A 22,243-nucleotide genomic window follows, 5' to 3' on the forward strand; every position below is an offset into this window, starting at 1 on the left:
CCTGGCGGTCGTTGGCGTTTACGTTCTCTTTCGGGGGACCGCCGGTTCCTGGCGTGGGTTGGACTGGAGGGGGTGGTGCGCGTTTAGAGGGCCGCCCACCACCATTCCCCGCGAAGGCCCGCGATCGGCGCGGGCACCGGAAACGGCGGAGGTGGGAGCATGCGGGCCCCAGTTCTGGCCATGTGGTGCATCTTGCTGGTCACCGCGGCCGGCTCGGCGTTCTTCGGCCCGGCGGACGCTGATTCCACGCCGCCGCCGATCGCGGCCGCCGGCCCGGTCCCGCCCGGACCGGCGACGGCGGCCCCGGGCGATCCCCACCCGACCGGGATCGCGATCCCGGCCATCCGGGTGGCCTCGACGCTCGTCCCGCTCGGTCTGAACGCGGACGGCACGGTGCAGGTTCCCCCGATCGAGAAACCTGGGCAGGCGGGCTGGTACGACGGCGGGCCTGGCGCGGGCGAGATCGGCCCGTTCGTCGTGCTCGGCCACGTCGACTCCTACACCGAGGCCGGCGTGTTCTACCGGCTGCGCGACCTCCGTCCCGGTGACCAGATCCAGGTCGACCGCCGGGACGGGTCGCGGGTCACCTACGTCGTCGACCGCGTCGAACGGTTCGCCAAGGACCGGTTCCCGACCGAGGCCGTGTACGGCGACGCGGCGCGCCCCGAGATCCGGTTGATCACCTGCGGCGGGGACTTCGACGAGACGCGCCGCAGCTACGAGGACAACCTGGTCGTGTTCGGCCATCTCATCTGACCGCTGACCGAAGCGCGCCCGGGACGGTCGCGAACCTGTTCGACGGGACGGAAGCCGCGGCTGAGTACCGATGCCCCTGTGCCCCCGGCTCTCGACGGGCCATGCTCGGGCGAAGGGGGTACCACAGTGCCGTTCGAGAACCGCAGGGACGCCGGCCGCCGGCTGGCTCGGCAGTTGCTGCACCTCCGCGAGGCGGACGCCGTCGTGTTGGGGTTGCCGCGCGGCGGCGTGCCGGTGGCCTACGAGGTGGCCCGGGCGCTGCGGGCACCGCTGGACGTGATCGTGGTCCGCAAGCTCGGCGTCCCCACCCACCCCGAGCTCGGCATGGGCGCCATCGGGGAAGGCGAAGTGCGCATCATCAACGACGAGGTGCTGTGGAAGACCGGCGTCAGCGCGAAGGAACTCGACGAGGTGGAGCGGCGCGAGCGGGTCGAGCTCGACCGGCGCGCGAGGCTGTTCCGCGTCGACCGCAGGCGCGTGGACGTGGCCGGGCGGACGGCCATCGTGGTCGACGACGGGATCGCCACCGGTTCCACCGCGCACGCCGCCTGCCGCGTCGCGCGCGAGCAGGGCGCGGCCCGCGTGGTGCTGGCCGTGCCGGTGGCGCCGCCGCACGCCCTGGAACGGCTGGAAGAGGTGACCGACGAGCAGGTCTGCCTGGAGACACCGGGCTGGTTCATGGCGATCGGCCAGTGGTACCGGGACTTCGCCCAGACCTCCGACGCCGAGGTCGTCGAGCTGCTCCACGACACCGACCGGCCGCCCGACGAGGGGGCCGACGATGACGGGTGAGCACCGCGCATGCTCGCGACGCGAATTCCTGGCCCTGGCCGCCGCCATCGCGGTGCCGCTGCCCGGGTGCGCGCAGCAGGAGGAACCGGGAGGGGTGCCACCGTGGATGCTGACCCCGGCCACGAAGACGGACCCGGACCTGGAGCGCGACGTGCGGATCATCCACGATCTCCTGGTCCACCACCAGGAGATCGCACGAACGGTGGACCACTACTCCTACGGGGTCCGGGCCACGACCACCAGCGCCGACCGGGACGTGGCCGCGAACCTGCGCACCCACGTCGAGCGGATGCGGTGGCGGCTGGAGCGCGGCGACGCGATCCGCCAGCTCGACCCGCTGTTCGCGGAGCTCTTCGAGCACCACGCGCAGATCGACCTGCAGGTCGAGCCCCTTCCCGACGGCGTGCGAGTCCTGGAGACGTCATCGGATCCGCGGGTGGTGATGCTCCTCCGGCAGCACGCGGTGGCGGCGGTGTCGGAATTCGTCGCCACGGGAATGGATCGCGCCCTGCGCCCCACTCCCCTGCCACCCGGCTACTCGGACTAGCGACGCCCTTCGCCGGCTCGTGCCGCCTGGTTCCGGCGCCGCGGAGTGTCCTGTTCGGATGGTCTCAATGTTGTTGCGGGATCAGGGGAATCGCCTTCGAGGAAATCCGGCAGGAACCTCTTCAGGCCCGATCAGGATCGTTCGGCCGAGCGATCGTCGTCCTGGATTCCGCTCTCCGGGCTGTTCGCCTGCGGCGCCATGAAGGCGTGCATCGTGTCGCCGAACGCTTGCGACTGCCAGTCCGCCCCAGACGCCGCCAGCCAGACCACGTCCTCCGGCGGCATTATCGCTGCCGGGACGCGCCGGGAGGCGTGTTCGCTCGCGGCGGAGCAGTCTCCGCCGGACGCGGAATCCGTTGCTCACGGGACGAATCGCCATTCCGGCGCGGCAGCAGGAGCGGCGTGCCGAGGATGAGCACCCCGGCGATCGCGATGGCGGCTCGGGGGCCGGTGACGGCGGCGAGCAGCCCCCAGAGGAACGTCAGCGCCGAAACGGTGGCGCCGCTGCCGATCGACCACGCCGCCAGGGTCCGGGCGACACTGCCGGAATCGATGTTCTCGAGGCGGCAGGTGGCGAACACCGGGTTGAAGACGCCCATACTCGTGATCAAGCCGAACTCGATCCCGATGATGAGCAGCAGGCCCGGCAGGCCGGGCGGCACGAACGCCAGGCCCACCGGCCAGCACACGCCCACCGTGCCCGCAGCGAGCATGACCCGGTGCTGCCCGAACCTCGCGACCAGGGGCCTCGCCAGCCGCGACCCGACCAGGCCGCCGATGCACGGCACGCCGAAGGCCAGGCCGTACTGCCACGGCGCGTAGCCCAGGTCGCGGAGGAGCAGGACCGTGAGCAGCGGGACGGGCGCCATGATCAGCCCCTTCACCAGGCTGTTGTTGAGGAACAGCCGCAGCAGCAGGGGATGCCGGAAGATGCAGCGCCAGCCCTCGACGACGTCGCCGGCGCGGAACCGCGATCCGCGCCGCTCCGGCGGTCGCTCCCGGCCGCTGATCGCGCGGATCCCGAGCGCGGAGAGCAGGTAGCTGGCGGCGTTGAGCACGACGGTCGTCACGGGGCCCAACGCGCCGACGGCGAACCCGCCCAGCGGCGGGCCGATCGCGGTCGCCGTCCACGTCGTGGACTCGAACCTGCCGTTGGCCGCCAGCAGGTCGTCGGGCCGCACCAGCGCCTTGAGGCACGCGCCGCTCGCCGCGGTGAACAGGATGTTGGCGGCTGCCACGAGCACGGACACGACGACCAGCTGCGCGAAGGTCAGCACGCCGAACGCGTAGGCCGCCGGCACGGACATCAGCACCGCGAACCGGACCAGATCCATCGCGATCATGACCGGCCGCTTCCGGTGGAACTCCACCCACGGGCCGAGCGGAACCGCGAGGACCGCACCGACCGCCAGGCCCGCGGCGGCGAGCGCGGAAACCTGCGTCGTGCTGCTGTGCAGCACCAGGACGGCGATGAGCGGGAACGCGTCGAGCGCGAGCCACGTGCCCGCCGTGCTGACCGCGTACGCCGCCCACAACAAGCCGAAATCCCGCCCCAACGATGCACCGCGCTGCAACAACCGCCGCCTCCGAAAACCGCGTGCCGACCGCAGAGATCAAACCGCTCGGCAGCGGCCGCGGTGCAACCGGTACCCCGGAATGCCACGACGCGTGGTCCGGCGTCCTCATAGGACGATCTGGCGGAGTTCGGTGGCGTGACCCGAGCGCGACCGGTGCATGCGATGCCCGCGCTCGGGGAACCCCGGTGCCGGACGGTCGACCGAGCTCAGGAGGACGCCGTCATGGGTATTTTCAGCTGGATCCTGTTCGGGCTGATCGCCGGGGCGATCGCCAAGTTCATCCTCCCCGGCCGGGATCCCGGCGGGATCATCGTGACCATCGTGATCGGCATCGTCGGCGGGTTGCTCGGCGGGTGGATCGCGACCAGTGTTGCCGGTGGTGCGGGAGTCACCGGTTTCAACCTGATGAGCTTCGTCTGGGCCGTCATCGGCTCGGTGATCCTGCTGCTGATCTACCGGCTGATCTACCACCGCACGCGTGCTTGACCGCGCCCGGCCGAGGTCAGGCGGCGAACCGGGCCAGGCGGTCTTCGAGGTCGTCGCCCGCATTGGGCAGGCGGAACGACGGGGGCTGGAGCATGCCGGGGTTGCGGCCGTCGACCGCCTCCTGCAGGAAGTCCCGCACCAGCCCAGGTTCGGGCAGGATGTCCTCGCCCATGAACTCGATGGCCGTGGTGTCCCCCCAGCCGTCGGTCTCCACCCGCAGGGCCCAGCCGCTGACCTCGTCCCAGGTCAGCAGGAGTGGGCAGTCCACGAGGGTGGGCACCTTGGAGTGCACGAGGATGATCGCCGTGGCCAACCCGCTCTCGAGGTCCACGTCGACCTCGTAGACGTCGTCGCCGAGGTCGCCCGCCACCGTGCGGACGTAGTTGATCAGTCCACCTGCCGCCGGACTCGTCATGTCCATGGTTTCCCCCCGAACCAGAACAGCGCTCCGCTGTTGTCCTGGGGTAACCGGGCCGCCGACGCCGCAGACCGCCCGATGGCATGAATTCCACCCGCGTCGATCTCCCGACGCGATGCGCAGCGGTCCATTACGCCCGCCGCACCGATGGTTGGTGGTCTGCGGTTCCGGGAACTGCTAGGTCGGGTGCGGCCACGACGGGCGCAGCCCACGCCGCGTGCGCGGGTGGGCGGGTCTCTTCTTTGGACGGATCATGGCGATCGATCCTGGAGGCGGGCCGAGCAGTGCGGGCCTTGGCGGCGAGTTGCTGGACCTCGCGCTGTCCGCACATGGCGCGATCGGCTGGCGGTACGACTTCGCCGACCGCAAGATCACCTGGATGCCCGGCATGGACGTGCTCCTGGACATGCCGGGCGCGACCGACGAGGCCGTCCGCGACCGGCTGACCGAGCTCATCGAGCCCTGGGTCGCGACGGCCGACCCGCCCGCCTGGCCGCAGGACATCGACCTGGAACAGCCGATCATCACCGCCCAGGGCGAGACGCGGCTGCTGCACCTGCGCGCCCGCGCGTTCGGCGACCGGCGCACCGGCGGCCTCATCGGCCTGATCCGCGAGGTGACCGGCCTGCGCCGGGACCGGCAGGCCCTGGAGGACCTCGCCGGCCGCTACCGGTTGCTCGCCGAGCTCAGCCCCGATGCGATCTGCGTACACCAGGCCGGGATCATCAAGTACGCCAACCCGGCGATGAGCAGCATCCTCGGCGCCGAATCCTGCGATCGGCTCCTCGGGCGGCGGGTCACGGACTTCGTGACCCCGCAGTCGGTCGTCGAGATGCGCAAGCGGCTGAAGTTGCTGACGGCCGAGGGCACGGCGACGCCCCGGTCGTACGCGCACCTGCAGCGCGTGGACGGCACCGCGGTCCCGGTGGAGTTGGTGGCGGTGCACACCACCTGGGAGGGGCGTCCGGCGGTGCAGGTCATCGGGCGGGACATCACCACGCAGAAGACCGCCGAGGCCGCGCTGCGCTACCAGGCGGCGCTGGTGCAGCACGTCAACAACGCCATCATCGCGACCAGCCGCGAGGGCGTGGTCACCAGCTGGAACCCGGCCGCCGAAACCGTGTACGGCGTGCCCGCCGAGCAGGCGTTGGGACAGCACGTCGAGGCGCTCGTCGGCGCGCCGCTGCGGCCCGAGGCCCTGGTCGCCGAGGGTGGGGTCACCGAGGCCGTGCACCGGCACCGGGACGGCACCTCCCTCGTGGTCCGGATCTCGGCGTCGGAGATGGACTCCGGGTACGTGCTGGTGTGCGCCGACGAGACCGCGCACCGGCAGGCCGAGCAGGACTTCACGACCGTCGTCGCGGCGCTGGACGAGGGCGTCATCGTGGTCGGCGCAACCGGCATCATCGAGGCGGTGAACCCGGCCGCCGAACGCATCGCCGGCTCGACCGCGGCCGAGATCATCGGCACCATGCCCACGTCCTGGCCGTTGTTCGACGAGGACGGGACTCCGGTGCGGCCGGACGAGCGCCCGGGGGTGATGACCCGGCGAACCGGCAAGCAGCAGAACTCGCGGGTGATCGGCTTCAACCGCGCCGACGGCCGCACCACGTGGTTGGCGGTCACCGCGCGATCGCTGAACCCGCAGGACAGCCCGCCGCACAAGGTCGTCATCTCCTTCAGCGACATCACCGAGAGCCGGGCCGCCAGGGAACGCCTGGAGTACGAGGCCACCCACGATCCGCTGACCGGTCTGGCCAACCGGACGCTGGTGCTGCGCCACCTCGGGGCCGCGCGGCGGCGAACGCTCCCGATGGCCGTGCTGTTCATCGACCTGGACAACTTCAAGCGGATCAACGATTCCCTCGGCCACGGCGTGGGCGACGAGGTGCTGCGGATCGCCGGGCACCGGTTGGTGCGCGCGACGCCCGGGGAGGCGCTGGTCGGCCGGCTCGGCGGCGACGAGTTCGTGATCCTGGTGCACTGCGAGGGCGACCACGCCATGCTCCGCAGGCTCAGCGAGCGGCTGCTCGCCGCCCTCACCGAGCCCATCCACGTGCAGGGCCGGCAGCTGCACGTCAACGGCAGCATCGGCGTGGTGCTGGCCGGGCCGGACGACACCCGGTCCGCCCAGGACCTCCTGCGCGACGCCGACGTCGCGATGTACAAGGCCAAGGCGCACGGCGGCGGGCGCTGCGCGTTCTTCGACGTCGACCTTCGAAAACGCGTGCAGCGACACATGGTCCTGGAGCAGGACCTGCGCCACGCCGTGCGGCGCGAGCAGCTCTGGGTGGCCTATCAACCGGTCGTGGACCTGCGCACCGAAGGCATGGTCGCGGTGGAGGGCCTGCTCCGGTGGTGGCATCCGCTGCACGGGGCGGTTTCGCCCGGCGAGTTCATCCCGCTGGCCGAGGAGAGCGACCTGATCAACCCCATCGGCGCGCACATGCTGCGCGAGGCGACCAGCCGGGTCGCCTCGGCGCGCGAGCGCCACGACCTCGATCTGCACCTCAACGCGAACCTTTCGCCGCGCCAGCTGGAAGATCCCCGGCTGCAGGACCACGTGCAGCAGGCGCTCGCGGAATCCGGGCTGCCGTCCCACGCGCTGTGCCTGGAGATCACCGAGAACGCGATCATGCAGGACCCCGAAGCCGCGACGCGCGTGCTGACGGCGCTGCGCGAACTGGGCATCGGCCTGGCGATCGACGACTTCGGCACCGGCTACTCCTCGCTGGCGCAGCTGCGCCGGCTGCCGCTGGACATCGTCAAGATCGACCGGACGTTCATCACCGACCTCGGTTCCTCCGACGAGCTGGAGGTCATCGTCGCGGGCATCGTCGCCATGGCCCACGCGATCGGCCTCGGCGTGGTGGCGGAGGGCATCGAGACGGCCGCCCAGCTCGCCATCATCAGCGACCTGGGCTGCGACCAGGGGCAGGGCTACTACCTGGGCAAACCCGCCCCGATGGACTGGCTGTTCCCGCCGACGGCCGGTCGGCGGTGAGCACCGGCCGGTCCGGGGTCGTCCATCCGGATGCTTTTCGGCGCGGTTGTCGCGCGGACCGGGCGACCAGTGGGTTTCGACTGGCTGCGGCCGGGGCCTGCTGGTCGAATCGTGCCGTGGGCATGACCGCGAATACCCCGCCCGCACCTCATCGGGACGTGCGCGGGGTGATCAGCTGGGCGCTGTGGGACTGGGGTTCCGCAGCGTTCAACACCGTGATCTTGACGTTCGTGTTCACGGTGTACTTGACCGAGAGCGTGGCCGCCGACCCGAAGAGCGGCTCGGAGTCCCTAGGCCTCGCGCTCACGATCTCGGGCGTGTGCATCGCGCTGGTGGCGCCGGTGACCGGGCAGCGCAGCGACGCCGGCGGGCGCCGCAAGCTGTGGCTGGCGGTGCACACCGCGCTCGTGGTGGCCAGCACGGCCGGGCTGTTCTTCGTCCGCGACGATCCGGCGTACCTGCTGCTGGGCCTCGTGCTGATCTCGGTGGGCAGCGTGTTCTCCGAGTTCGCCACGGTGAACTACAACGCGATGCTGCTCCAGGTCTCGACGCCCGCGACGATCGGCCGCATCTCCGGTTTCGGCTGGGGCCTGGGCTATTTCGGCGGGCTGATCGCGCTGGTGATCGTGCTGATCGGCTTCGTGCAGCCCGAGGTCGGCCTGTTCGGCGTGACCTCGCAGGACGGGCTGAACATCCGCGTCGTGGCGGTGTTCGCGGCCGCGTGGTTCGCGGTGTTCGCGCTGCCGCTGTTCTTCTTCGTGCCCGAGGCGGAGTCCTCCGGCGAGCCGCTGCGCCGCGCGATCTTCAGCAGCTACGTCGTGCTCGGGAAGCGACTGGCCCGGATGTGGCGCACCGAGCGGCGGACGCTGGGTTTCCTGGTGGCCAGCGCGCTCTACCGGGACGGCCTGGCCGCGATCTTCACCTTCGGCGGCGTGATCGCCGCGGGCACCTTCGGCTTCACCGCCACCGAGGTGGTGGTCTTCGCGATCACGGCGAACCTCGTCGCCGGGCTCGGCGCGTTCCTGGGCGGACGCGCGGACGACCGGTTCGGCCCGAAGACCGTCATCATGGCGTCGCTGATCGGGCTGGTCGTGGTGGGCGGAGCGCTGGTCGCGGTGCCCGGCAAACCGGCCTTCTGGGTGGGCGGGCTGCTGCTGGCGATCTTCCTGGGGCCGACCCAGTCGGCCAGCCGGACCTTCCTCGCCCGCATCGCCACCCCCGGCCGGGAAGGCGAGGTGTTCGGCCTCTACGCCACCACCGGCCGGGCCGTGAGCTTCCTCGGACCGCTGGCGTTCAGCGGCTTCATCGCCTTCTTCGGCACGCAGCGCGCGGGCATGGGCGGCATCGTCGTGATCCTGCTGATCGGGCTGCTGGCGATGCTGCCCGTGGCGGCCCCCGACCGCTCCGGCAACTCCGACGACCTGGCGACCACCGACGCCCCGTGACCGTCAGGCCGTCCGGCGGGCCAACACGCGGGCGTCTGCCGCTCCGCGAGCTTCCGCTGCTCCCCCACCGAGCGGCCGAACCACATCGTCACCCTCGCGGTCCCGGACGCCGACGCCGCGGTGCGCCGGCCGGCGGCCCGCGATGTGCGTGCGACGGCGCGGGCCGGTGCCCTAAGGTTCGGCCTGCACGGCTTCAACACCGCCGACGACGTCTCGCGAACCCTCTCCGCCCTCGAATCCACCGCCTGACGCCCTACGGAGCTGATCCATGGCCGGATCCAATGCGTACACCGACGCCGCGGTCGCCGGCGTCCTCGACTGGGAACCCGAACTCCTCGTCCACGTCCCGTCCTCGCACGCGGCCCCGCTGATCCGCGCCTTCGAGCAGGCCGGCACGCCGTCGGTGCTGGCGAACCGCGAAGAGGAGGCCGTCGGCATCGCGGGCGGCGCAGCGCTGGCGGGCAAGCGAGCGCTCATCGTCATGCAGGACAACGGTTTCGGCAACGCCCTGACCGCGCTCACGACGTTCGCCAAGGCCTACCACCTCGGCCTGCCGATCCTGGCGAACACCCGCGGCGGGCTCGGCGAGTACAACGCGATGATCCACGAGTTCTCCGCCGCGGTCCCGGCGCTGCTGACCGCGGCGGGCATCCACCACACGCCGCTGGGCCCGCACGTCTCGCCGGAGGCCTGGCGGGTCACCACGCGGGACCTGTGCCGCACCGCGGCCATGACCCGCCGCCCCATGGTCGCGCTGCTGGACCTGCTGCACCCCGCCGTCGAACTGCGCCCCGAGGAGGCCGCCCGATGATGGACCGCCTCACCGCCCTCGCGATCGTCGACGACGTCGTCGGCACCGACCCGCTGGTCGTCACCTGCGGTGCCACGGCGCGGGAACTCGCCCACCACCACGGCCGCGACAGCCACCTGTACCTGCTCGATTCGATGGGCCTGTCCGCGGCGGTCGGCCTGGGCATCGCCCTGGCAGGCGATCACCGGGTGTGGGCGGTCGAAGGCGACGGATCGCTGCTCATGGGCCTGAACGCGCTCCCGACGCTCGGCGCCAACGCACCCGCCACGTACACGCTGATCGTGCTCGACAACCACCAGCACGCATCGGCCGACAAGATGCCGACACAAGCCGAACACGTCCGGCTCGCCCATCTCACGGCCGCGGCGGGGCTGAAGACCACGGCGGCGACGGACCCCGGCGGACTCCGCGAAGCGCTGCTGAACGCACGGTCCGCCGACGGCCCGAACGCGGTGGTGGCGCGAATAGCGGGCGGAAACGCGCCGAACACCCCCTGGCTCCTCGACGACCCGGCAACGATCGCGACCCGCTTCCGCCAGAACCTCCTTCTCCAGCAACATGATCCGGCCACCGAACGCGAGGGTCACGCAGAGGTCTTGTAGACGCTCCAGCCTCCGTCGACGACGAGGCTTGCTCCCGTTATGAAGGACGCCTCTTCGCTGAGGAGGAAGGCTATCGGCGCCGCGATCTCTTCGGGGTCTCCGATCCTTCCCGCCGCGGTCTGCTCCGCCGTCCGCTTGCGGTCCTCTTCCGGGACTCCGTCCCAGGCTCGGGTCAGGATCGGTCCCGGGAGGACGCTGTTGACCCTGATGCGCGGGCCGTACTCGACCGCCAGTTGCCGGGTCAGGCCCATCAGCCCCGCTTTCGCCGCCGCGTAGGCGGGGCGGCCCGGCAGGCCGACCAGGGCGTGCACCGACGAGGTCAGCACCGCGGCTCCCGCCGTCTCGGCCAGGTCATCCAGGCACGCCTTGAACCCGAGGAACGCTCCCGTGAGGCTGACCGCCAGCTGGTGGTCCCACGACTCGCGGGTGGTCGCGTCGGCTGGCGCCACCTGGACCGCGTAGGCGTTGCCGACCAGCGCCGAGACCGGCCCGAACGCTTCGCGCGCGGCGTGCACCGCCGCCGTCCAGTCGGCCTGGTCGGCGACGTCGCAGCGCCGGAACAGCGCCCGCCCGCCGGCCGAGTTGATGTCGGCGGCGACCGCACTGCCGCCTTCGGCGTCCACGTCGGCGACCAGCACACCGGCGCCCTCGGCCGCGAGCCTGCGCGCGGTGGCCGCTCCGATGCCCGATGCCGCGCCGGTCACGACGGCCGTCCGGCCCGACAACCGGCCCGATACCACAGCAGCCATGTTCCTCCGTCCCTCGGGATTCCGGTCCATGCTGCCGCCGGCTCGGCCGATCCTCCAGGCCCGCGGGCGGAAAACCAGGAGACCCCGGGACCGAAGGGCGGAAGCGGTCTTCCAGAAGCACGCCACGGCGTTCCAGCGCATGGACGCTGATCTCGTTGCCGCTCAACCGCTCCAGTGCCGGAGCGTCCACTTTCTACTTCCCTCTTCGGAGAGGTGCCGCCGACCGACTACGCCTCCCGTGTCAACGCAGCTGCGATCGGTCGTCTACCGGGCCCGGCTGCCGGAGACCCCCGCCGCGACACGCGACGCATCGGACCGTTGACCGTGCCCCTAGGGCATGGTGTTGAGTCGGGTTCGCGCGCACCGGACGGAGCCCGCCGTCCGTGCGCTCGACGCCGAGCGCACCGTCCACACACGACGCTGCCGCCCCCGATTGGAGCACTGGATGACCAAGGTCCCGAGTCGAGGACCCCTGCCGAAGTTGATCGACGTCGAGGAGTTCTTCGCCGACCCGGAGTTCGCCGTTCCGTCGATCTCACCGGACGGGACGAGGATCGCTTACCTGGCGCCGAAGTACGGGCGGCGCAACGTGTGGGTGTGCGGGATCGACGAGGGGCACGAGGACGCGGTGTGCGTCACGCACGACGCCCGCCGCGGGATCACGACCTACCTGTGGACCGACGACCCGCGCTGGCTGCTGTACCTGCAGGACACCGACGGCAACGAGGACTGGCACCTCTACCGGGTGGACCTGGACGCGCCGGACCTGCCCGCGGTCGACCTGACACCGATGGAGCGGGGATCGCGCGTGTTCGGCGCCGAGCCGTTGCCCTCGGCCCCCGGGAGCGTGCTGGTCGCGATGAACCGGCGGCCGATGTCCATCGACCTGTTCCGGATCGACGTCGCCACCGGCGAGACGACGCTGCACCTGGAGCAGGCGGACCCGAGGGGCCACGTCCTGCTCGACCGCAACGGCGAGCCGGCGTTCCACTCGCTGCTGGCAGAGGACGGTGCCCACGAGTTCTCCGCGATCGACCCCGGGACCGGGCAGCAGCGGCTCCTGCGCCGCATCGGCGGCGCGGAGCACCCGGTGGGGGTGCAGCCGCAGCTGGTGACGCCCGACGGGAAGGGACTGCTGGTCGGCACCTACCAGGACTCCGACGACCTGCGACTGGTCCGCATCGACCGGGAGACCGGCGAGGAGACCGTGGTCGCCGCCGTGGCGGGGCACAGCCTGTGCATCCTGGGCGAGATGGCCCCCGGTGTGCTGCCGCCCACCGTGTTCACCAGCCGGCGCACCGGCGAGGCCGTCGCGGCTCGCTTCGTCGGCGACCGGCCTCGGATCGAGGTGCTGGACCCGCACTTCGCCGAGGTCTACGCCGAGCTGGCGAAGCTCTCCGACGGCGTGCTCGGCACGCTGTCGTCGGACGAGTCGGAGCAACGGTGGATCGCGACGTTCATCCACGACCGCGAGCCGGCGACGACCTGGTTCTACGACCACGGCACGGGTGAGAGCCGGCTGCTGTTCCGCCCGTACCCGCGGCTGGACCCGGCCGACCTGGCCCCCGTGACGGCGGTGCACTTCCCGGCCCGCGACGGGCTGCCGATGAATGCGTTCCGCACGCTGCCGGTCGGGATCGAACCGCGGAACCTGCCCCTGGTGCTGCTGGTGCACGGCGGACCGTGGTTGCACGACACGTGGGGCTACAGCCCGCAGGCGCAGTTCCTGGCCAACCGCGGCTACGCGGTGCTGCAGGTCAACTTCCGCGGCTCGACCGGCTACGGGAAGCGGCACACCACCGCCGCGATCGGCGAGTTCGCGCGCGCCATGCACGAGGATCTCATCGACGCCGCCGACTGGGCGATCGCGCAGGGCTACGCCGACCCGGACCGCATCGGCATCTTCGGCCTCTCCTACGGCGGCTACGCGTCGCTCGTCGGCGTCACCGTCACCCCCGGCTACTTCGCCGCCGCGGTCGACTACTGCGGAATCTCCGACCTGGCGAACTTCATGCGCACCCTGCCGCCGTTCACCAGGCCCTACAACGCCAACAGCTGGTACCGCTACGTCGGCGACCCCGACGACCCCGCCCAGGAGGCCGACATGCTGGCCCGCTCGCCCATCACCATGGCCGACCGGATCCGCACCCCGCTGCTGGTCGCCCAGGGTGCCAACGACGTCCGCGTCGTCCAGGCCGAATCCGACAACATCGTCGCGTCCCTGCGCGACCGCGGCGTCCCCGTCGAGTACATCGTCGCCGAGGACGAAGGCCACGGCTTCGAGAACCCCGAGAACCAGTTCCGGCTGTACCGCGCCATCGAGCGGCACTTCGCCGAGCACCTCGGCGGCCGCCGCGACACCTCGGCCCCGGCATGACGGCCACCAAGTCCGCGGCGATCATCCGATGTGGACGATCGCCGCGGACCGCGGGGGACGTCAGGCCGCGCGGAAGGTGAACCGGTAGGTGCCGATCCAGAGCTCGTCGCCGTCGGACAGCTCCGCCCGGTCGACCGGGCTGCGGTTGAGGTAGGTGCCGTTCAGCGAGCCCGAATCGGTGATCGCGTACCGGTCGCCGACGCGGTGGATCCGGGCGTGCCGGAGCGAGACCGTGGGCGCGTCGAGCGTGATGTCGCAGTCCCGGCCGCGTCCCACGGTCACCGCGTCGGCGACCGGGATGACGGTGCCCGCGTGGGGTCCGCGGCGGACCACCAACGCCGCACCCCCGCCTGCGACGCGTGGTGCGGGCGTGGCGGCCCCGGCCTGCACCGGGATCGCGGGCGGCTCGTCGCCGAAGGTTCCGACGGGCATGGCGGCCGCACCGCATCGACTCTGGTTCATGGCGTCCTCCTGACGGATTCGAGTCGCCGTCGCGCACGCGGCGGCTGCCGGTGCAGGTCGTCGGGGGAACCCGCCAGGCCCGGCACCGTTGCGGCCGGGCCCGTGCAATCCAAGCTACCGACGAAACCAGGGCACTCCTTGAGAATTGGCTGAGAGGACACCAGGAATTCACCCGTGTCGAGCAGCGCGGGATCCGCCCATCGGCCTGGTCCACAGTGGATCACGTGGAACACGAATACGAAATCAGTTCAACGTTTCGGCCGGTGCGCCGATGCCGAAGTCCCAGCGCAGTGGCCTTGCACACGTTCTCCCGAGCGGGAGCCGACCGGGAGCTGTTGTTCGGTCCCCGCCGTGGCTACGCTCTACGGCGGCAACCGTGCAAGTCCGGGTGCATTCGGGGGCGATAATTCTGCAAACGAAGAACGGGCTGACCCATTCGGAACAACTCGGGTTCCCGCAAGCGCAAGAGGCCGGACTCGACCTGCTGGCCACCGCCATCAACGAGTACGCGATCTACATGCTCGACGCGAACGGGACCGTGACGAGCTGGAACCCGGGCGCCGAACGCATGAAGGGCTACCGCAGCTACGAAATCGTCGGGCGGCACTTCTCCGTGTTCTACCCGCCCGAGGCCACGGCCGAACGCCGGCCGGAGCGGGAGCTCGAACACGCCGCGCGCACCGGCTACCACCAGGCCGAGGGGTGGCGCGTCCGCAAGGACGGCACCCGCTTCTGGGCCCACGTCGTCACCGCCGCGCTGCGGTCCTCCGACGGCAGCCTGCGCGGCTTCGCCAAGGTCACCAGGGACGACACCGAGTCCCACACCCGACTGGAGCGCTCCAGCGAGCGATTCACCAACCTGATGGGCCTGACCCCGGTGGGCATCGCCCTGTTCGACGAGTCGCACCGGCTGGCCCGGGCCAACGACGCGTTGTGCGACCTGCTCGGTTCGGAGATTTCCGAGCTGCACGGCACGCGCGCCGACGACCTGCGGCACCCCCGGGACCGGTCGGACCCGCTCGTCATGATCTCCGATGCGCCGACCCACCGGGTGCTCGAGCGGGCCGACGGCCGTCCGGTGCACTGCGACCTCCGCTGCGCCGCCGCGGTGCAGGACGACGGGCGGCTGTTCTGGCTGGTGGCGTTCCAGGACATCACCGAACGGCACCAGCGGGCCGAGGAGCTCCGCTACCAGGCCACCCACGACTCGCTGACCGGCCTGTTCAACCGCCGCGCGGTCAAGGAGCTGCTCGACGAACTGGTGAGCGGGCCCGGCGCCGAGCGGGTCGGCGTGCTGTTCTGCGACATCGACAACTTCAAGCGGGTAAACGACTCCCTGGGCCACGACGCCGGGGACGAGCTGGTCGCGACCCTGGCCCGCAGGCTGCGCAGCGGCATGCCGCCGGGATGCGTCCCGGCCCGGCTCTCCGGTGACGAGTTCGTGGTGGTCTGCCGTGACGTCGACGCCGTGGGCGGCCTGGAGGCGCTGGGCGCGACGGTGTCCGGCCTGCTCCGCACCGCGGTGCGCCTGCAGGGCCAGCCGGTGCAGGTGTCGGCCGCGGTCGGCTGCGCGATGCCCGACGGCACCGCGACCTGCGGCGACGACCTGCTCCGCTTCGCCGACGCCGCCATGTACCGCGCGAAGCGGCGCGGCCCGGGGCGGGTGGCGCTGGCCGATCCGGGACTGGCCCAGGCCATCAGCCAGCAGCTGCGGCTGGAGGCGGAGCTGCGCGAGGCCATCGACAACGACGACCTCGTGCTCCACTACCAGCCCGTGGTGGACGCCGCGGGCAACGTGGTCTCGGCCGAGGCGCTGGTCCGGTGGCAGCACCCCGAGCACGGCCTGCTCTACCCGGACGTCTTCCTGCCCGTCGCCGAGCAGGGCGACCTGCTGCGCGACCTGGACCGGTGGGTGCTGCGCACCGCCCTGCGCCGGGCCGCCCGGTGGCCGACCGTCGGCGGGCGCCCGGTCGGCATCGCGGTGAACCTCGCCGGGTTGCTGCCCGACGACCCGGCGTTCACCGCCGAGGTGACCGGGGCCATCGCCGAATCCGGCATCGAGCCGAACCGCGTCGTCCTCGAACTGGTCGAGACGGTGCTGGTCGACCTGCCGGGCGGGCCGCGCCGCGCGATGCTCGAACTCGTCGACCGCGGCGTGCGGTTCGCCGTCGACGACTTCGGCACCGGCTACTCCTCGCTGGCCCGGATCAAGGACCTGCCGGCGCAGATCATCAAGGCGGACCGCAGCTTCGTCTCCGACCTCGGCGTCGGCTCCCGCGATCTGGCGGTCGCCCGCGCGGTGGCGGAGTTCGCCCGCGCGCTGAACTGCCAGACCGTGGCCGAAGGCGTCGAGACGGCGGAGCAGTTCGACCTGCTCGCCAGCGTCGGGATCGACGTGTACCAGGGCTTCCTGTTCGCCCGCCCGGTCCAGGAGGACCGGTTCACCGCCCTCCTGACGCGGGGCCTGCCGCTGCCGTGACCCGATTCCGTTGCCGGGCAACGGAATTCACGGGGTGCGGCCGGCGATGGCGACGATGCGATCGAGCAGCGGGGCGTCGGCCGGCGTCTCGACGGGACTCCCCCACAGGCTCTTGACGGGGGCGTTCGGGACGAACTCCACCACGTGGTCGAGGCAGGCCCGCAGGGTCTCCTCGGGCAGCTCGAAGGGCTGACCGGTCGCCCTCCCGAGGTCCCAGCCGTGCACGACCATCTCGGTGAGCGCGATCTTGCCCCACACCTCGTTCGGCAGCTCCACTCCCGCGCCGCCGGAGCTGCCCCGCCAGGCCGCCGGGTCGTCCCACGCCTCGCCGAGCGCCCGGACGTGCTCGGCGACCTCGTGCCGCCAGTCGTCGCCGAGGTTGGCGGCGCGCTCGCCGACGTCGCTGCCGGCGAGCGCGGCGAAGCCGTGAGCTGCCTCATCGACGTGGTCGATCAGGTCGCCGACGGTGTACTCGGCGCAGGGCGTGGGGGCGGCGAGCTGGTCGTTCGCGATGCCTGCCAGCAGGTCGTTCATCCGGCGGCAGGCCGGCTTCAGGTCGATCACTGATCCTCCTCGGGTTCCGTTCGCCGATGTAGACGGCTCTCGGAACCGGGAATCGTCGCCGCGCGCCGAAACCACCACTCCCGAGCTACACATGCGTGCAGTAACCTTCTCCCGTGAATAGTCAGATGCACGTGTGGGTAGGTGACGGGACATGAGCCTGCCGGGACTGGACCCGGAGGACCTGACCGCTCGGGCGCGGATCCGGGACGCGGCGCTGCGGCACTTCGGCGAGCACGGCTTCGACCGGGCGACGATCCGCGGGATCGCTGAGATGGCGGGCGTGTCGTCGGGGCTGGTGCGCCACCACTTCGGCTCCAAGGAAGCGCTGCGCGATGCCTGCGACGCCTACCTCGCCAAGGTCCTGAACGGGATCAACGACGACGTCAGGGCCGACAGCGCGCCGGGCGGCGTGAACTACGTCGGCGTCGCGGGCGCAGCCTTCGGCCCGTACCAGCGGTACGTCGCGCGAACGCTGGTCGAGGGGCGGGCCGCGCCGCTGTTCGACAAGCTCGCCGAGCTGGGCGCGCAGTGGCTGGCGGAAGCCGACCGGAAGCGCTCCGATCCGCCGGAGGTATCCCCGGAGCAGCGCGCGACCGTCAGCGCGGCGATGGCGCTGTCCATCGCCGTCATGCACGAGCACGTGTCCCGCGGCCTCGGCGTCGACGTGTTCACCCTGCAGGGCGAGGACGTGCTGGCCCGCGTTCTGCTCGACCTCTACTCCCATCCGCTCCTCAGCCCGGAGGAAGCCGCCGCCATCCGGTCGCGGCTGCCCGCCGGCGGAAACCCCGTTCCCGGGGAAGGTCTCGATGACTGACGCGATATCGATCACCGGCCTGGTCAAGGAGTTCGGCCGGACCACGGCGCTGGACGGCCTCGACCTCGCGGTACGCACTGGCGAGGTGCACGGCTTCCTCGGCCCGAACGGCGCCGGGAAGAGCACGACGATCAGGATCCTGCTCGGGCTGTTGCGCGCCGACGCGGGCACCGCCCGGCTGCTCGGCGGCGATCCTTGGCGGGACGCGACGAGCCTGCACCGCAGGCTTGCCTACGTGCCGGGCGACGTCACGCTCTGGCCCGGGCTTTCCGGCGGCGAGGTCATCGACCTCCTCACGCAGCTGCGCGGCGGCGCCGGCCACACCAGGCGCGAGGAGCTGATCGACCGCTTCGACCTGGATCCCCGCACCAAATCCCGCGCCTACTCCAAGGGGAACCGGCAGAAGGTGGCGCTGATCGCCGCGCTCGCCTCCGATGCCGAGCTCCTCATCCTCGACGAACCCACCTCCGGCCTGGACCCGCTGATGGAGGTGGTGTTCCGCGACGTCGTCCGGGAGGAGGTGCGGCGCGGCGGCCGGACCGTGCTGCTGTCCAGCCACATCCTCGGCGAGGTCGAGGAGTTGTGCGATCGCGTCACCATCATCCGCGACGGGCGGGCCGTCGATTCCGGTTCCCTCGCCGAACTCCGCCACCTGGCCCGCACCTCCGTGCGCGCCGAGCTCGCGGGCCCCGCGGACAGGCTCGCCGAGCTCCCGGGAGTGCACGACCTCCGGACGGAGGACGGCCAGGTGTGCTTCGAAGCCGACGCCGACGCCCTCGGTCCGGCGCTGAGCCGGCTCGGCTCGATCGGCGTTCGCAGCCTCGTCAGCCGGCCGCCCACGCTCGAAGAGCTCTTCCTCCGGCACTACGGCAAAACCCCTGCGGAGGCCACCCGATGAGCAGCATCGCCGGAAGCTCCCGCCTGGTGCGGCTGGCGCTGCGCCGCGAGCGGAACATCGCGCCGTGGTGGATCCTCCTGCTCGTCACCATGTCGCTGATCATGGTCGCCTACATCAACCGGAACATGGGCACGCCGGAGCTGAAGGCGACCTACACCGCGATGATCAACCAGAACGCCTTCTTCCGGGCGCTCGGCGGCGGAACCGTCGAACCGGACCTCGGCGTCCTCTCCTCCTGGCGCAGCGGCGGATTCCTGTACGTGATGAACGGTCTCGCCGCCCTGCTGGCCGTCGTCCGGTACACCCGCGCCGACGAGGACGCCGGCCGCGCCGAACTGCTGCGCGCGGGTGCGGTCAGCCGCTACGCCGCGCTGACCGCCGCGCTGGCGGTGGCGGGCGGGGTGAGCCTGGCCGGTGGCGCGCTGACCGCCGCCGTGCTGATCACGACCGGGCTGGACCCGGTGGGGTCGATCGCCTACGGGGCGGGCATCACCGCCGCCGGTTGGGTGTTCGGCGGAGTCGCCGCGGTCACCGCCCAGCTCGCGCAGAACGCCCGCACCGCACGGGCTTTCGCGCTTTCCGTCCTCGGCGCCGCCTACGTCCTGCGCTACGCCGGCGACGCGAGCGGGCAGTACTGGATGACGTACGTGTCGCCGATCGGCTGGAGCCACCTGGTGGCGCCGTACCGCGACGAGCGGTGGTGGATGCTCGCGGTGTCGATCGCCACGACCGCGGCGCTGTCGGTCATCGCCTACCGGCTGGTGGATCGCCGCGACCTCGGAGCAGGGCTGATCCCGGAGCGCACCGGGCCCGCGTCCGCGCTGGGCCTGCGCGGCCCGATCAGCCTGTCCTGGCGCCTGAACCGCGGCCTGCTGGTGAAGTGGGCCGTCGGGCTCGCGGTGTTCGCGGCCGCCGCCGGCGCGCTGAGCACCCTGGCGCACCAGCTGCTCAACGCGCCCGGCGCGGCCCGGCTGCTGGAGAACTTCGGCGGCCGGGTGGGTTCGGAGCTCCACTACTTCCTGTGGCCCATCATCCTGATCTTCGCGCACGTCATCGCCCTGTACCCGGTGCTGATGGTCCAGCGGCTGCGCGCCGAGGAGAGCAGCGGCCGGGCCGAAGCAGCGCAGGCCACGCCGATGACGCGGCTGCGCTGGGCGGCCGGGCACCTGCTGGTGACCGGCCTCGGCACGGCGGCGCTGCTGGCCATCACCGGGCTCGTCTTCGGCGTGTTCTTCGCTTGGCTCGTGGGCGATTTCGCGACGGACGTGCCGCGCATCCTCCTCCAGACGATGGGAACCGTCCCGGCCGCGTGGCTGGTGGGCGCGGCCTGCGCATTCGCCTACGGGCTCCTGCCGAAGGCGAGCGGGGCGATCTGCTGGGCGGTGTGGGTGGCGACGGCGGCGCTGGGGCAGATCGCCGGCCCGCTGTACGGGGTGTGGGGCGGAACTCCGTTCGAGCCGTTCCACTACATCCCGAACACCATCGCCGGAAACCCGTTCGACCCGGGCCCGGCGCTGGCGATGATCGCGCTGTCGGCCGTCCTGCTCGGCGGCGGACTGCTGGCCCTCCGCCACCGAGACTTCGGATAGCCGGCGATATCAGGACGCCGGGGCGAGGACGAAGGCGCTCCCGTCGTCTTCGGGAACCTCTACCGCGAGCCCGGTTTCGGCCAGCGCCTCCGCGATGAGCTTCCGGTCGCCGGCCCATTGCAGCGGGAGCTCGTCGGTGAGGTTGCCGAGGGCGTCGAAGCATTCGGTGTGCCGCTGGGTGACCCAGAAGACCGCCTTCAGCTCCTGCCACGGCCGGGTCCGCTCCTGGACCTGCCGCCAGCCTCCGGACGGCGTCGGCCAGAGGTCTGGCTCGGCCACGTAGCCGTGCTCGGCGAGGCGACCGAAGGCCCGCGCGATCCGGCAGAGGTCGGACGGCCGGTCGGTGGCCAGGCAGGTCACGACCCCGTCCTTCGGCTCGTTCAGGCCGTGGACCGAATCGAAGAGCGCCTTCATGGCGGCATCGAACCGCTCGCGCAGTTCGTCGGCGTCCAGGTCCAGGAGGTCGTCGTCCTCGTCTTCGTATTGTTCGGGAACGGAGACGACGAGGCCCTCGCGGGCGAACTCCGACTGGATCCTCGAGGTCAGCCCGCCCCGCCAGGCGATGGCGACGTCCTTCGCGAGCGAGCCGTCCGCGCCGAAGTGGTCGTCCAGCTCGGCCGACGGGCTCAGCAGGCCTTCGCCGTCGGTGTCGGCGGCGAAGGCCTCGGCGTCGACGACCTCCCAGCCCTGCGCCTCCAGCCGGCGAAGCGCCCGGTCGAACCGGTCGCGGTGCGAGCCACTGCCCGTGGCGGGCTCGTCCCCGGACGCCGCTTCGGCGACCTCCGCGCGCCGCTGCTGGAGGAACGCGCGCGCTTCGTCGATCGCGTCCCTGTCCATCAGGTGGTCCAGCACCATCGACCACCACGCCTCGGCGCTGCCGAACGCGTCCGGGTCCAGTTCCTTCAACGACTCCCACAGCTTCTCGGTGCAGTCCTGACCGGCGTCCGGGTCGCCGTTCAACGCCTGCTGGCGCAACCGGATCCGGTGGAGGAACTCGACGAAGTTCGCCAGGGAGCTGTTGACCTTCTCGGCCTGCGCCTGGCCGTCGAGCGAGAGCAACCCTACGACGCCGCTGCCGATGTCCAGGAAGTAGCGCATGCCTGCATCGCCCGCGGTCCCGCCGAGGATGAAGACGTCGACGTCCCCGTTGCCGGTCTTGAACACCACAGGGGAGCCGGTGCGCGGCTCGTCCGCGAGGAACGTGGTGAACACCTGGTCCGCGCGCACCGGCAGGCCCACCTGGCAGAGGATTTCCGCGTCGGCGTCGGAGAATCCCCGACCGCGGGCTTGCTCCTCGTCCATCAGCAGCAAGCCTTCGTCACCGAACGCCTCGACCATGTCGTCGTGGGTAATCAAGATGCAGCACCTTCGCCGTCGCGCCCAGGATTGATCAACTTCCGGCAGCTTCGACGACTCGGAAGGCTGTTCGGTTCCGCCGCCGGCCGCCAGCCCGGGCGAATGGTTCCTTCGCCGAGGTAGCGCTGGTGCCAGGACAGGGCCTCCCCGAGGAGGTGCCGGGTGTGGCGACCGAACGACGATTCCAGGGCGCGGTCGTTATAGTCCCGCAGCGCCGGACGGAAATCGGGATGCGCGCACCGCTCGATGATCAGCTCCGAGCGCCTGCGGGGCGAGAGGCCGCGCAGATCCGCCAGGCCCTGCTCGGTCACGATCACGTCGACGTCGTTCGTTCGCACGGCGGCCCAAGCGGTCAGCCAGCGAACACCGGATAGCGCGCCGTTTTCGCGCGAAACCGGCGCTTCGCGTGAGGGAGAGGCGCAGGTTTCGCGCGAAAAAGGCGCAAATCGCCGGAGGGTGGGGTGATCCGAAACCGGGGTCACACCCCCTCGGCGCCGGCCTTTCTTGCCCCACCGACT

The 22,243-nt window shown here is 71.5% G+C and carries 21 protein-coding genes; 13 read left to right on the forward strand and 8 right to left on the reverse strand.

The window, feature by feature from the left end; all coding sequences use genetic code 11:
• Positions 1-159 precede the first annotated feature (159 nt).
• From AC07EQ_RS33010 to AC07EQ_RS33020, 3 genes are all read left to right on the forward strand, one after another.
• Positions 160-756 (forward strand): class F sortase, encoded by a 597-nt coding sequence (locus tag AC07EQ_RS33010; protein WP_478391749.1) that lies wholly within the window; start codon positions 160-162, stop codon positions 754-756.
• A 126-nt stretch (positions 757-882) separates the two neighbouring features.
• The gene (locus tag AC07EQ_RS33015) at positions 883-1,548 is read left to right on the forward strand and encodes a phosphoribosyltransferase (protein WP_478391750.1); all 666 of its coding nucleotides are present in this window, start codon (positions 883-885) and stop codon (positions 1,546-1,548) included.
• Entirely contained in the window at positions 1,538-2,095 is a 558-nt protein-coding gene (locus tag AC07EQ_RS33020; RefSeq protein WP_478391751.1) for a hypothetical protein, read from the forward strand. Before AC07EQ_RS33015 ends, AC07EQ_RS33020 begins: the two co-directional genes overlap by 11 nt.
• A gap of 131 nt (positions 2,096-2,226) precedes the next feature.
• Here the strand turns inward: AC07EQ_RS33020 and AC07EQ_RS33025 are convergent, their stop codons facing one another.
• Together AC07EQ_RS33025 and AC07EQ_RS33030 are read right to left on the reverse strand one after the other, a co-directional pair.
• Positions 2,227-2,379 carry a hypothetical protein gene (locus tag AC07EQ_RS33025; protein WP_478391752.1) on the reverse strand — a complete coding sequence of 51 codons (153 nt, stop codon included), beginning with the start codon at positions 2,377-2,379 and terminating at the stop codon, positions 2,227-2,229.
• A complete protein-coding gene (locus AC07EQ_RS33030) occupies positions 2,379-3,668 on the reverse strand; it encodes an MFS transporter (protein WP_478391770.1) in 1,290 nt (429 codons plus the stop codon). The genes AC07EQ_RS33025 and AC07EQ_RS33030 overlap by 1 nt, the downstream gene beginning before the upstream one ends.
• Positions 3,669-3,893: 225 nt before the next feature.
• On the opposite strand from AC07EQ_RS33030, the gene AC07EQ_RS33035 reads away from it, so the two are divergent.
• Positions 3,894-4,157, forward strand: coding sequence for a GlsB/YeaQ/YmgE family stress response membrane protein (locus AC07EQ_RS33035; protein ID WP_478391753.1), 264 nt, complete (start codon positions 3,894-3,896; stop codon positions 4,155-4,157).
• Positions 4,158-4,173: 16 nt separating this feature from the next.
• Here AC07EQ_RS33035 and AC07EQ_RS33040 read toward each other — a convergent pair whose 3' ends face one another.
• Positions 4,174-4,578, reverse strand: a complete 405-nt coding sequence (locus AC07EQ_RS33040; protein ID WP_132479793.1) for a DUF6292 family protein — start codon at positions 4,576-4,578, stop codon at positions 4,174-4,176.
• Positions 4,579-4,828: 250 nt separating this feature from the next.
• Here AC07EQ_RS33040 and AC07EQ_RS33045 point away from each other — a divergent pair, with 250 nt between their 5' ends.
• The 4 genes from AC07EQ_RS33045 to AC07EQ_RS33060 all read left to right on the forward strand — a co-directional run bounded on the left by AC07EQ_RS33045 (position 4,829) and on the right by AC07EQ_RS33060 (position 10,437).
• Positions 4,829-7,579 carry a sensor domain-containing protein gene (locus tag AC07EQ_RS33045; protein ID WP_478391754.1) on the forward strand — a complete coding sequence of 917 codons (2,751 nt, stop codon included), beginning with the start codon at positions 4,829-4,831 and terminating at the stop codon, positions 7,577-7,579.
• 122 nt (positions 7,580-7,701) lie between these two features.
• Positions 7,702-9,024: an MFS transporter gene (locus AC07EQ_RS33050; protein ID WP_478391755.1), complete on the forward strand. Its 1,323-nt coding sequence runs from the start codon at positions 7,702-7,704 to the stop codon at positions 9,022-9,024.
• A gap of 268 nt (positions 9,025-9,292) precedes the next feature.
• Complete coding sequence (locus tag AC07EQ_RS33055; protein WP_478391756.1) at positions 9,293-9,835, forward strand: thiamine pyrophosphate-binding protein; 543 nt, start codon at positions 9,293-9,295, stop codon at positions 9,833-9,835.
• Entirely contained in the window at positions 9,832-10,437 is a 606-nt protein-coding gene (locus AC07EQ_RS33060) for a thiamine pyrophosphate-dependent enzyme (RefSeq protein ID WP_478391757.1), read from the forward strand. Before AC07EQ_RS33055 ends, AC07EQ_RS33060 begins: the two co-directional genes overlap by 4 nt.
• Here AC07EQ_RS33060 and AC07EQ_RS33065 read toward each other — a convergent pair.
• A complete protein-coding gene (locus AC07EQ_RS33065; RefSeq protein ID WP_478391758.1) occupies positions 10,419-11,186 on the reverse strand; it encodes an SDR family NAD(P)-dependent oxidoreductase in 768 nt (255 codons plus the stop codon). The two genes, AC07EQ_RS33060 and AC07EQ_RS33065, sit on opposite strands and share 19 nt — an antisense overlap.
• 445 nt (positions 11,187-11,631) lie before the next feature.
• Here AC07EQ_RS33065 and AC07EQ_RS33070 point away from each other — a divergent pair, with 445 nt between their 5' ends.
• Positions 11,632-13,563, forward strand: coding sequence for a S9 family peptidase (locus AC07EQ_RS33070; RefSeq protein ID WP_478391759.1), 1,932 nt, complete (start codon positions 11,632-11,634; stop codon positions 13,561-13,563).
• A gap of 60 nt (positions 13,564-13,623) precedes the next feature.
• On the opposite strand, the gene AC07EQ_RS33075 is transcribed toward AC07EQ_RS33070, so the two are convergent.
• The gene (locus tag AC07EQ_RS33075) at positions 13,624-14,025 is read right to left on the reverse strand and encodes an FHA domain-containing protein (RefSeq protein WP_478391760.1); all 402 of its coding nucleotides are present in this window, start codon (positions 14,023-14,025) and stop codon (positions 13,624-13,626) included.
• 376 nt (positions 14,026-14,401) lie between these two features.
• On the opposite strand from AC07EQ_RS33075, the gene AC07EQ_RS33080 reads away from it, so the two are divergent.
• The gene (locus AC07EQ_RS33080) at positions 14,402-16,504 is read left to right on the forward strand and encodes a sensor domain-containing protein (protein WP_478391761.1); all 2,103 of its coding nucleotides are present in this window, start codon (positions 14,402-14,404) and stop codon (positions 16,502-16,504) included.
• Positions 16,505-16,531: 27 nt separating this feature from the next.
• On the opposite strand, the gene AC07EQ_RS33085 is transcribed toward AC07EQ_RS33080, so the two are convergent.
• On the reverse strand, positions 16,532-17,068 hold the full coding sequence (locus tag AC07EQ_RS33085; RefSeq protein ID WP_478391762.1) for a TIGR03086 family metal-binding protein: 537 nt from the start codon (positions 17,066-17,068) through the stop codon (positions 16,532-16,534).
• A 151-nt stretch (positions 17,069-17,219) separates the two neighbouring features.
• Between AC07EQ_RS33085 and AC07EQ_RS33090 the strand changes: the two genes are divergently transcribed.
• Genes AC07EQ_RS33090 through AC07EQ_RS33100 form a run of 3 tightly spaced genes read left to right on the forward strand, consistent with a single transcriptional unit; the run spans position 17,220 to position 20,369 of the window.
• On the forward strand, positions 17,220-17,882 hold the full coding sequence (locus AC07EQ_RS33090; RefSeq protein ID WP_478391763.1) for a TetR/AcrR family transcriptional regulator: 663 nt from the start codon (positions 17,220-17,222) through the stop codon (positions 17,880-17,882).
• A complete protein-coding gene (locus AC07EQ_RS33095) occupies positions 17,875-18,780 on the forward strand; it encodes an ABC transporter ATP-binding protein (RefSeq protein ID WP_478391764.1) in 906 nt (301 codons plus the stop codon). Before AC07EQ_RS33090 ends, AC07EQ_RS33095 begins: the two co-directional genes overlap by 8 nt.
• Positions 18,777-20,369 carry an ABC transporter permease gene (locus tag AC07EQ_RS33100; RefSeq protein WP_478391765.1) on the forward strand — a complete coding sequence of 531 codons (1,593 nt, stop codon included), beginning with the start codon at positions 18,777-18,779 and terminating at the stop codon, positions 20,367-20,369. Before AC07EQ_RS33095 ends, AC07EQ_RS33100 begins: the two co-directional genes overlap by 4 nt.
• A 9-nt stretch (positions 20,370-20,378) precedes the next feature.
• On the opposite strand, the gene AC07EQ_RS33105 is transcribed toward AC07EQ_RS33100, so the two are convergent.
• On the reverse strand, positions 20,379-21,725 hold the full coding sequence (locus tag AC07EQ_RS33105; RefSeq protein WP_478391766.1) for an SUKH-4 family immunity protein: 1,347 nt from the start codon (positions 21,723-21,725) through the stop codon (positions 20,379-20,381).
• On the reverse strand, positions 21,722-22,243 hold a 522-nt coding region (locus AC07EQ_RS33110; protein WP_478391767.1), incomplete at its 5' end, for an acetyl-CoA hydrolase/transferase C-terminal domain-containing protein. The genes AC07EQ_RS33105 and AC07EQ_RS33110, both read right to left, overlap by 4 nt.

It is taken from the genome of Saccharopolyspora sp. NPDC045839 (genome assembly GCF_056431645.1).

What these genes read in the sequence shown, in the direction of transcription:
- AC07EQ_RS33055 (WP_478391756.1), top strand. Translation starts at nt 9,293, where the DNA reads ATGGCCGGATCCAATGCGTACACCGACGCCGCGGTCGCCGGCGTCCTC.
- AC07EQ_RS33010 (WP_478391749.1), top strand. Translation starts at nt 160, where the DNA reads ATGCGGGCCCCAGTTCTGGCCATGTGGTGCATCTTGCTGGTCACCGCG.
- AC07EQ_RS33075 (WP_478391760.1), bottom strand. Translation starts at nt 14,025, where the DNA reads ATGAACCAGAGTCGATGCGGTGCGGCCGCCATGCCCGTCGGAACCTTC.
- AC07EQ_RS33090 (WP_478391763.1), top strand. Translation starts at nt 17,220, where the DNA reads ATGAGCCTGCCGGGACTGGACCCGGAGGACCTGACCGCTCGGGCGCGG.
- AC07EQ_RS33100 (WP_478391765.1), top strand. Translation starts at nt 18,777, where the DNA reads ATGAGCAGCATCGCCGGAAGCTCCCGCCTGGTGCGGCTGGCGCTGCGC.
- AC07EQ_RS33040 (WP_132479793.1), bottom strand. Translation starts at nt 4,578, where the DNA reads ATGGACATGACGAGTCCGGCGGCAGGTGGACTGATCAACTACGTCCGC.
- AC07EQ_RS33065 (WP_478391758.1), bottom strand. Translation starts at nt 11,186, where the DNA reads ATGGCTGCTGTGGTATCGGGCCGGTTGTCGGGCCGGACGGCCGTCGTG.
- AC07EQ_RS33060 (WP_478391757.1), top strand. Translation starts at nt 9,832, where the DNA reads ATGATGGACCGCCTCACCGCCCTCGCGATCGTCGACGACGTCGTCGGC.
- AC07EQ_RS33050 (WP_478391755.1), top strand. Translation starts at nt 7,702, where the DNA reads ATGACCGCGAATACCCCGCCCGCACCTCATCGGGACGTGCGCGGGGTG.
- AC07EQ_RS33070 (WP_478391759.1), top strand. Translation starts at nt 11,632, where the DNA reads ATGACCAAGGTCCCGAGTCGAGGACCCCTGCCGAAGTTGATCGACGTC.
- AC07EQ_RS33020 (WP_478391751.1), top strand. Translation starts at nt 1,538, where the DNA reads ATGACGGGTGAGCACCGCGCATGCTCGCGACGCGAATTCCTGGCCCTG.
- AC07EQ_RS33035 (WP_478391753.1), top strand. Translation starts at nt 3,894, where the DNA reads ATGGGTATTTTCAGCTGGATCCTGTTCGGGCTGATCGCCGGGGCGATC.
- AC07EQ_RS33025 (WP_478391752.1), bottom strand. Translation starts at nt 2,379, where the DNA reads ATGCCGCCGGAGGACGTGGTCTGGCTGGCGGCGTCTGGGGCGGACTGG.
- AC07EQ_RS33045 (WP_478391754.1), top strand. Translation starts at nt 4,829, where the DNA reads ATGGCGATCGATCCTGGAGGCGGGCCGAGCAGTGCGGGCCTTGGCGGC.
- AC07EQ_RS33095 (WP_478391764.1), top strand. Translation starts at nt 17,875, where the DNA reads ATGACTGACGCGATATCGATCACCGGCCTGGTCAAGGAGTTCGGCCGG.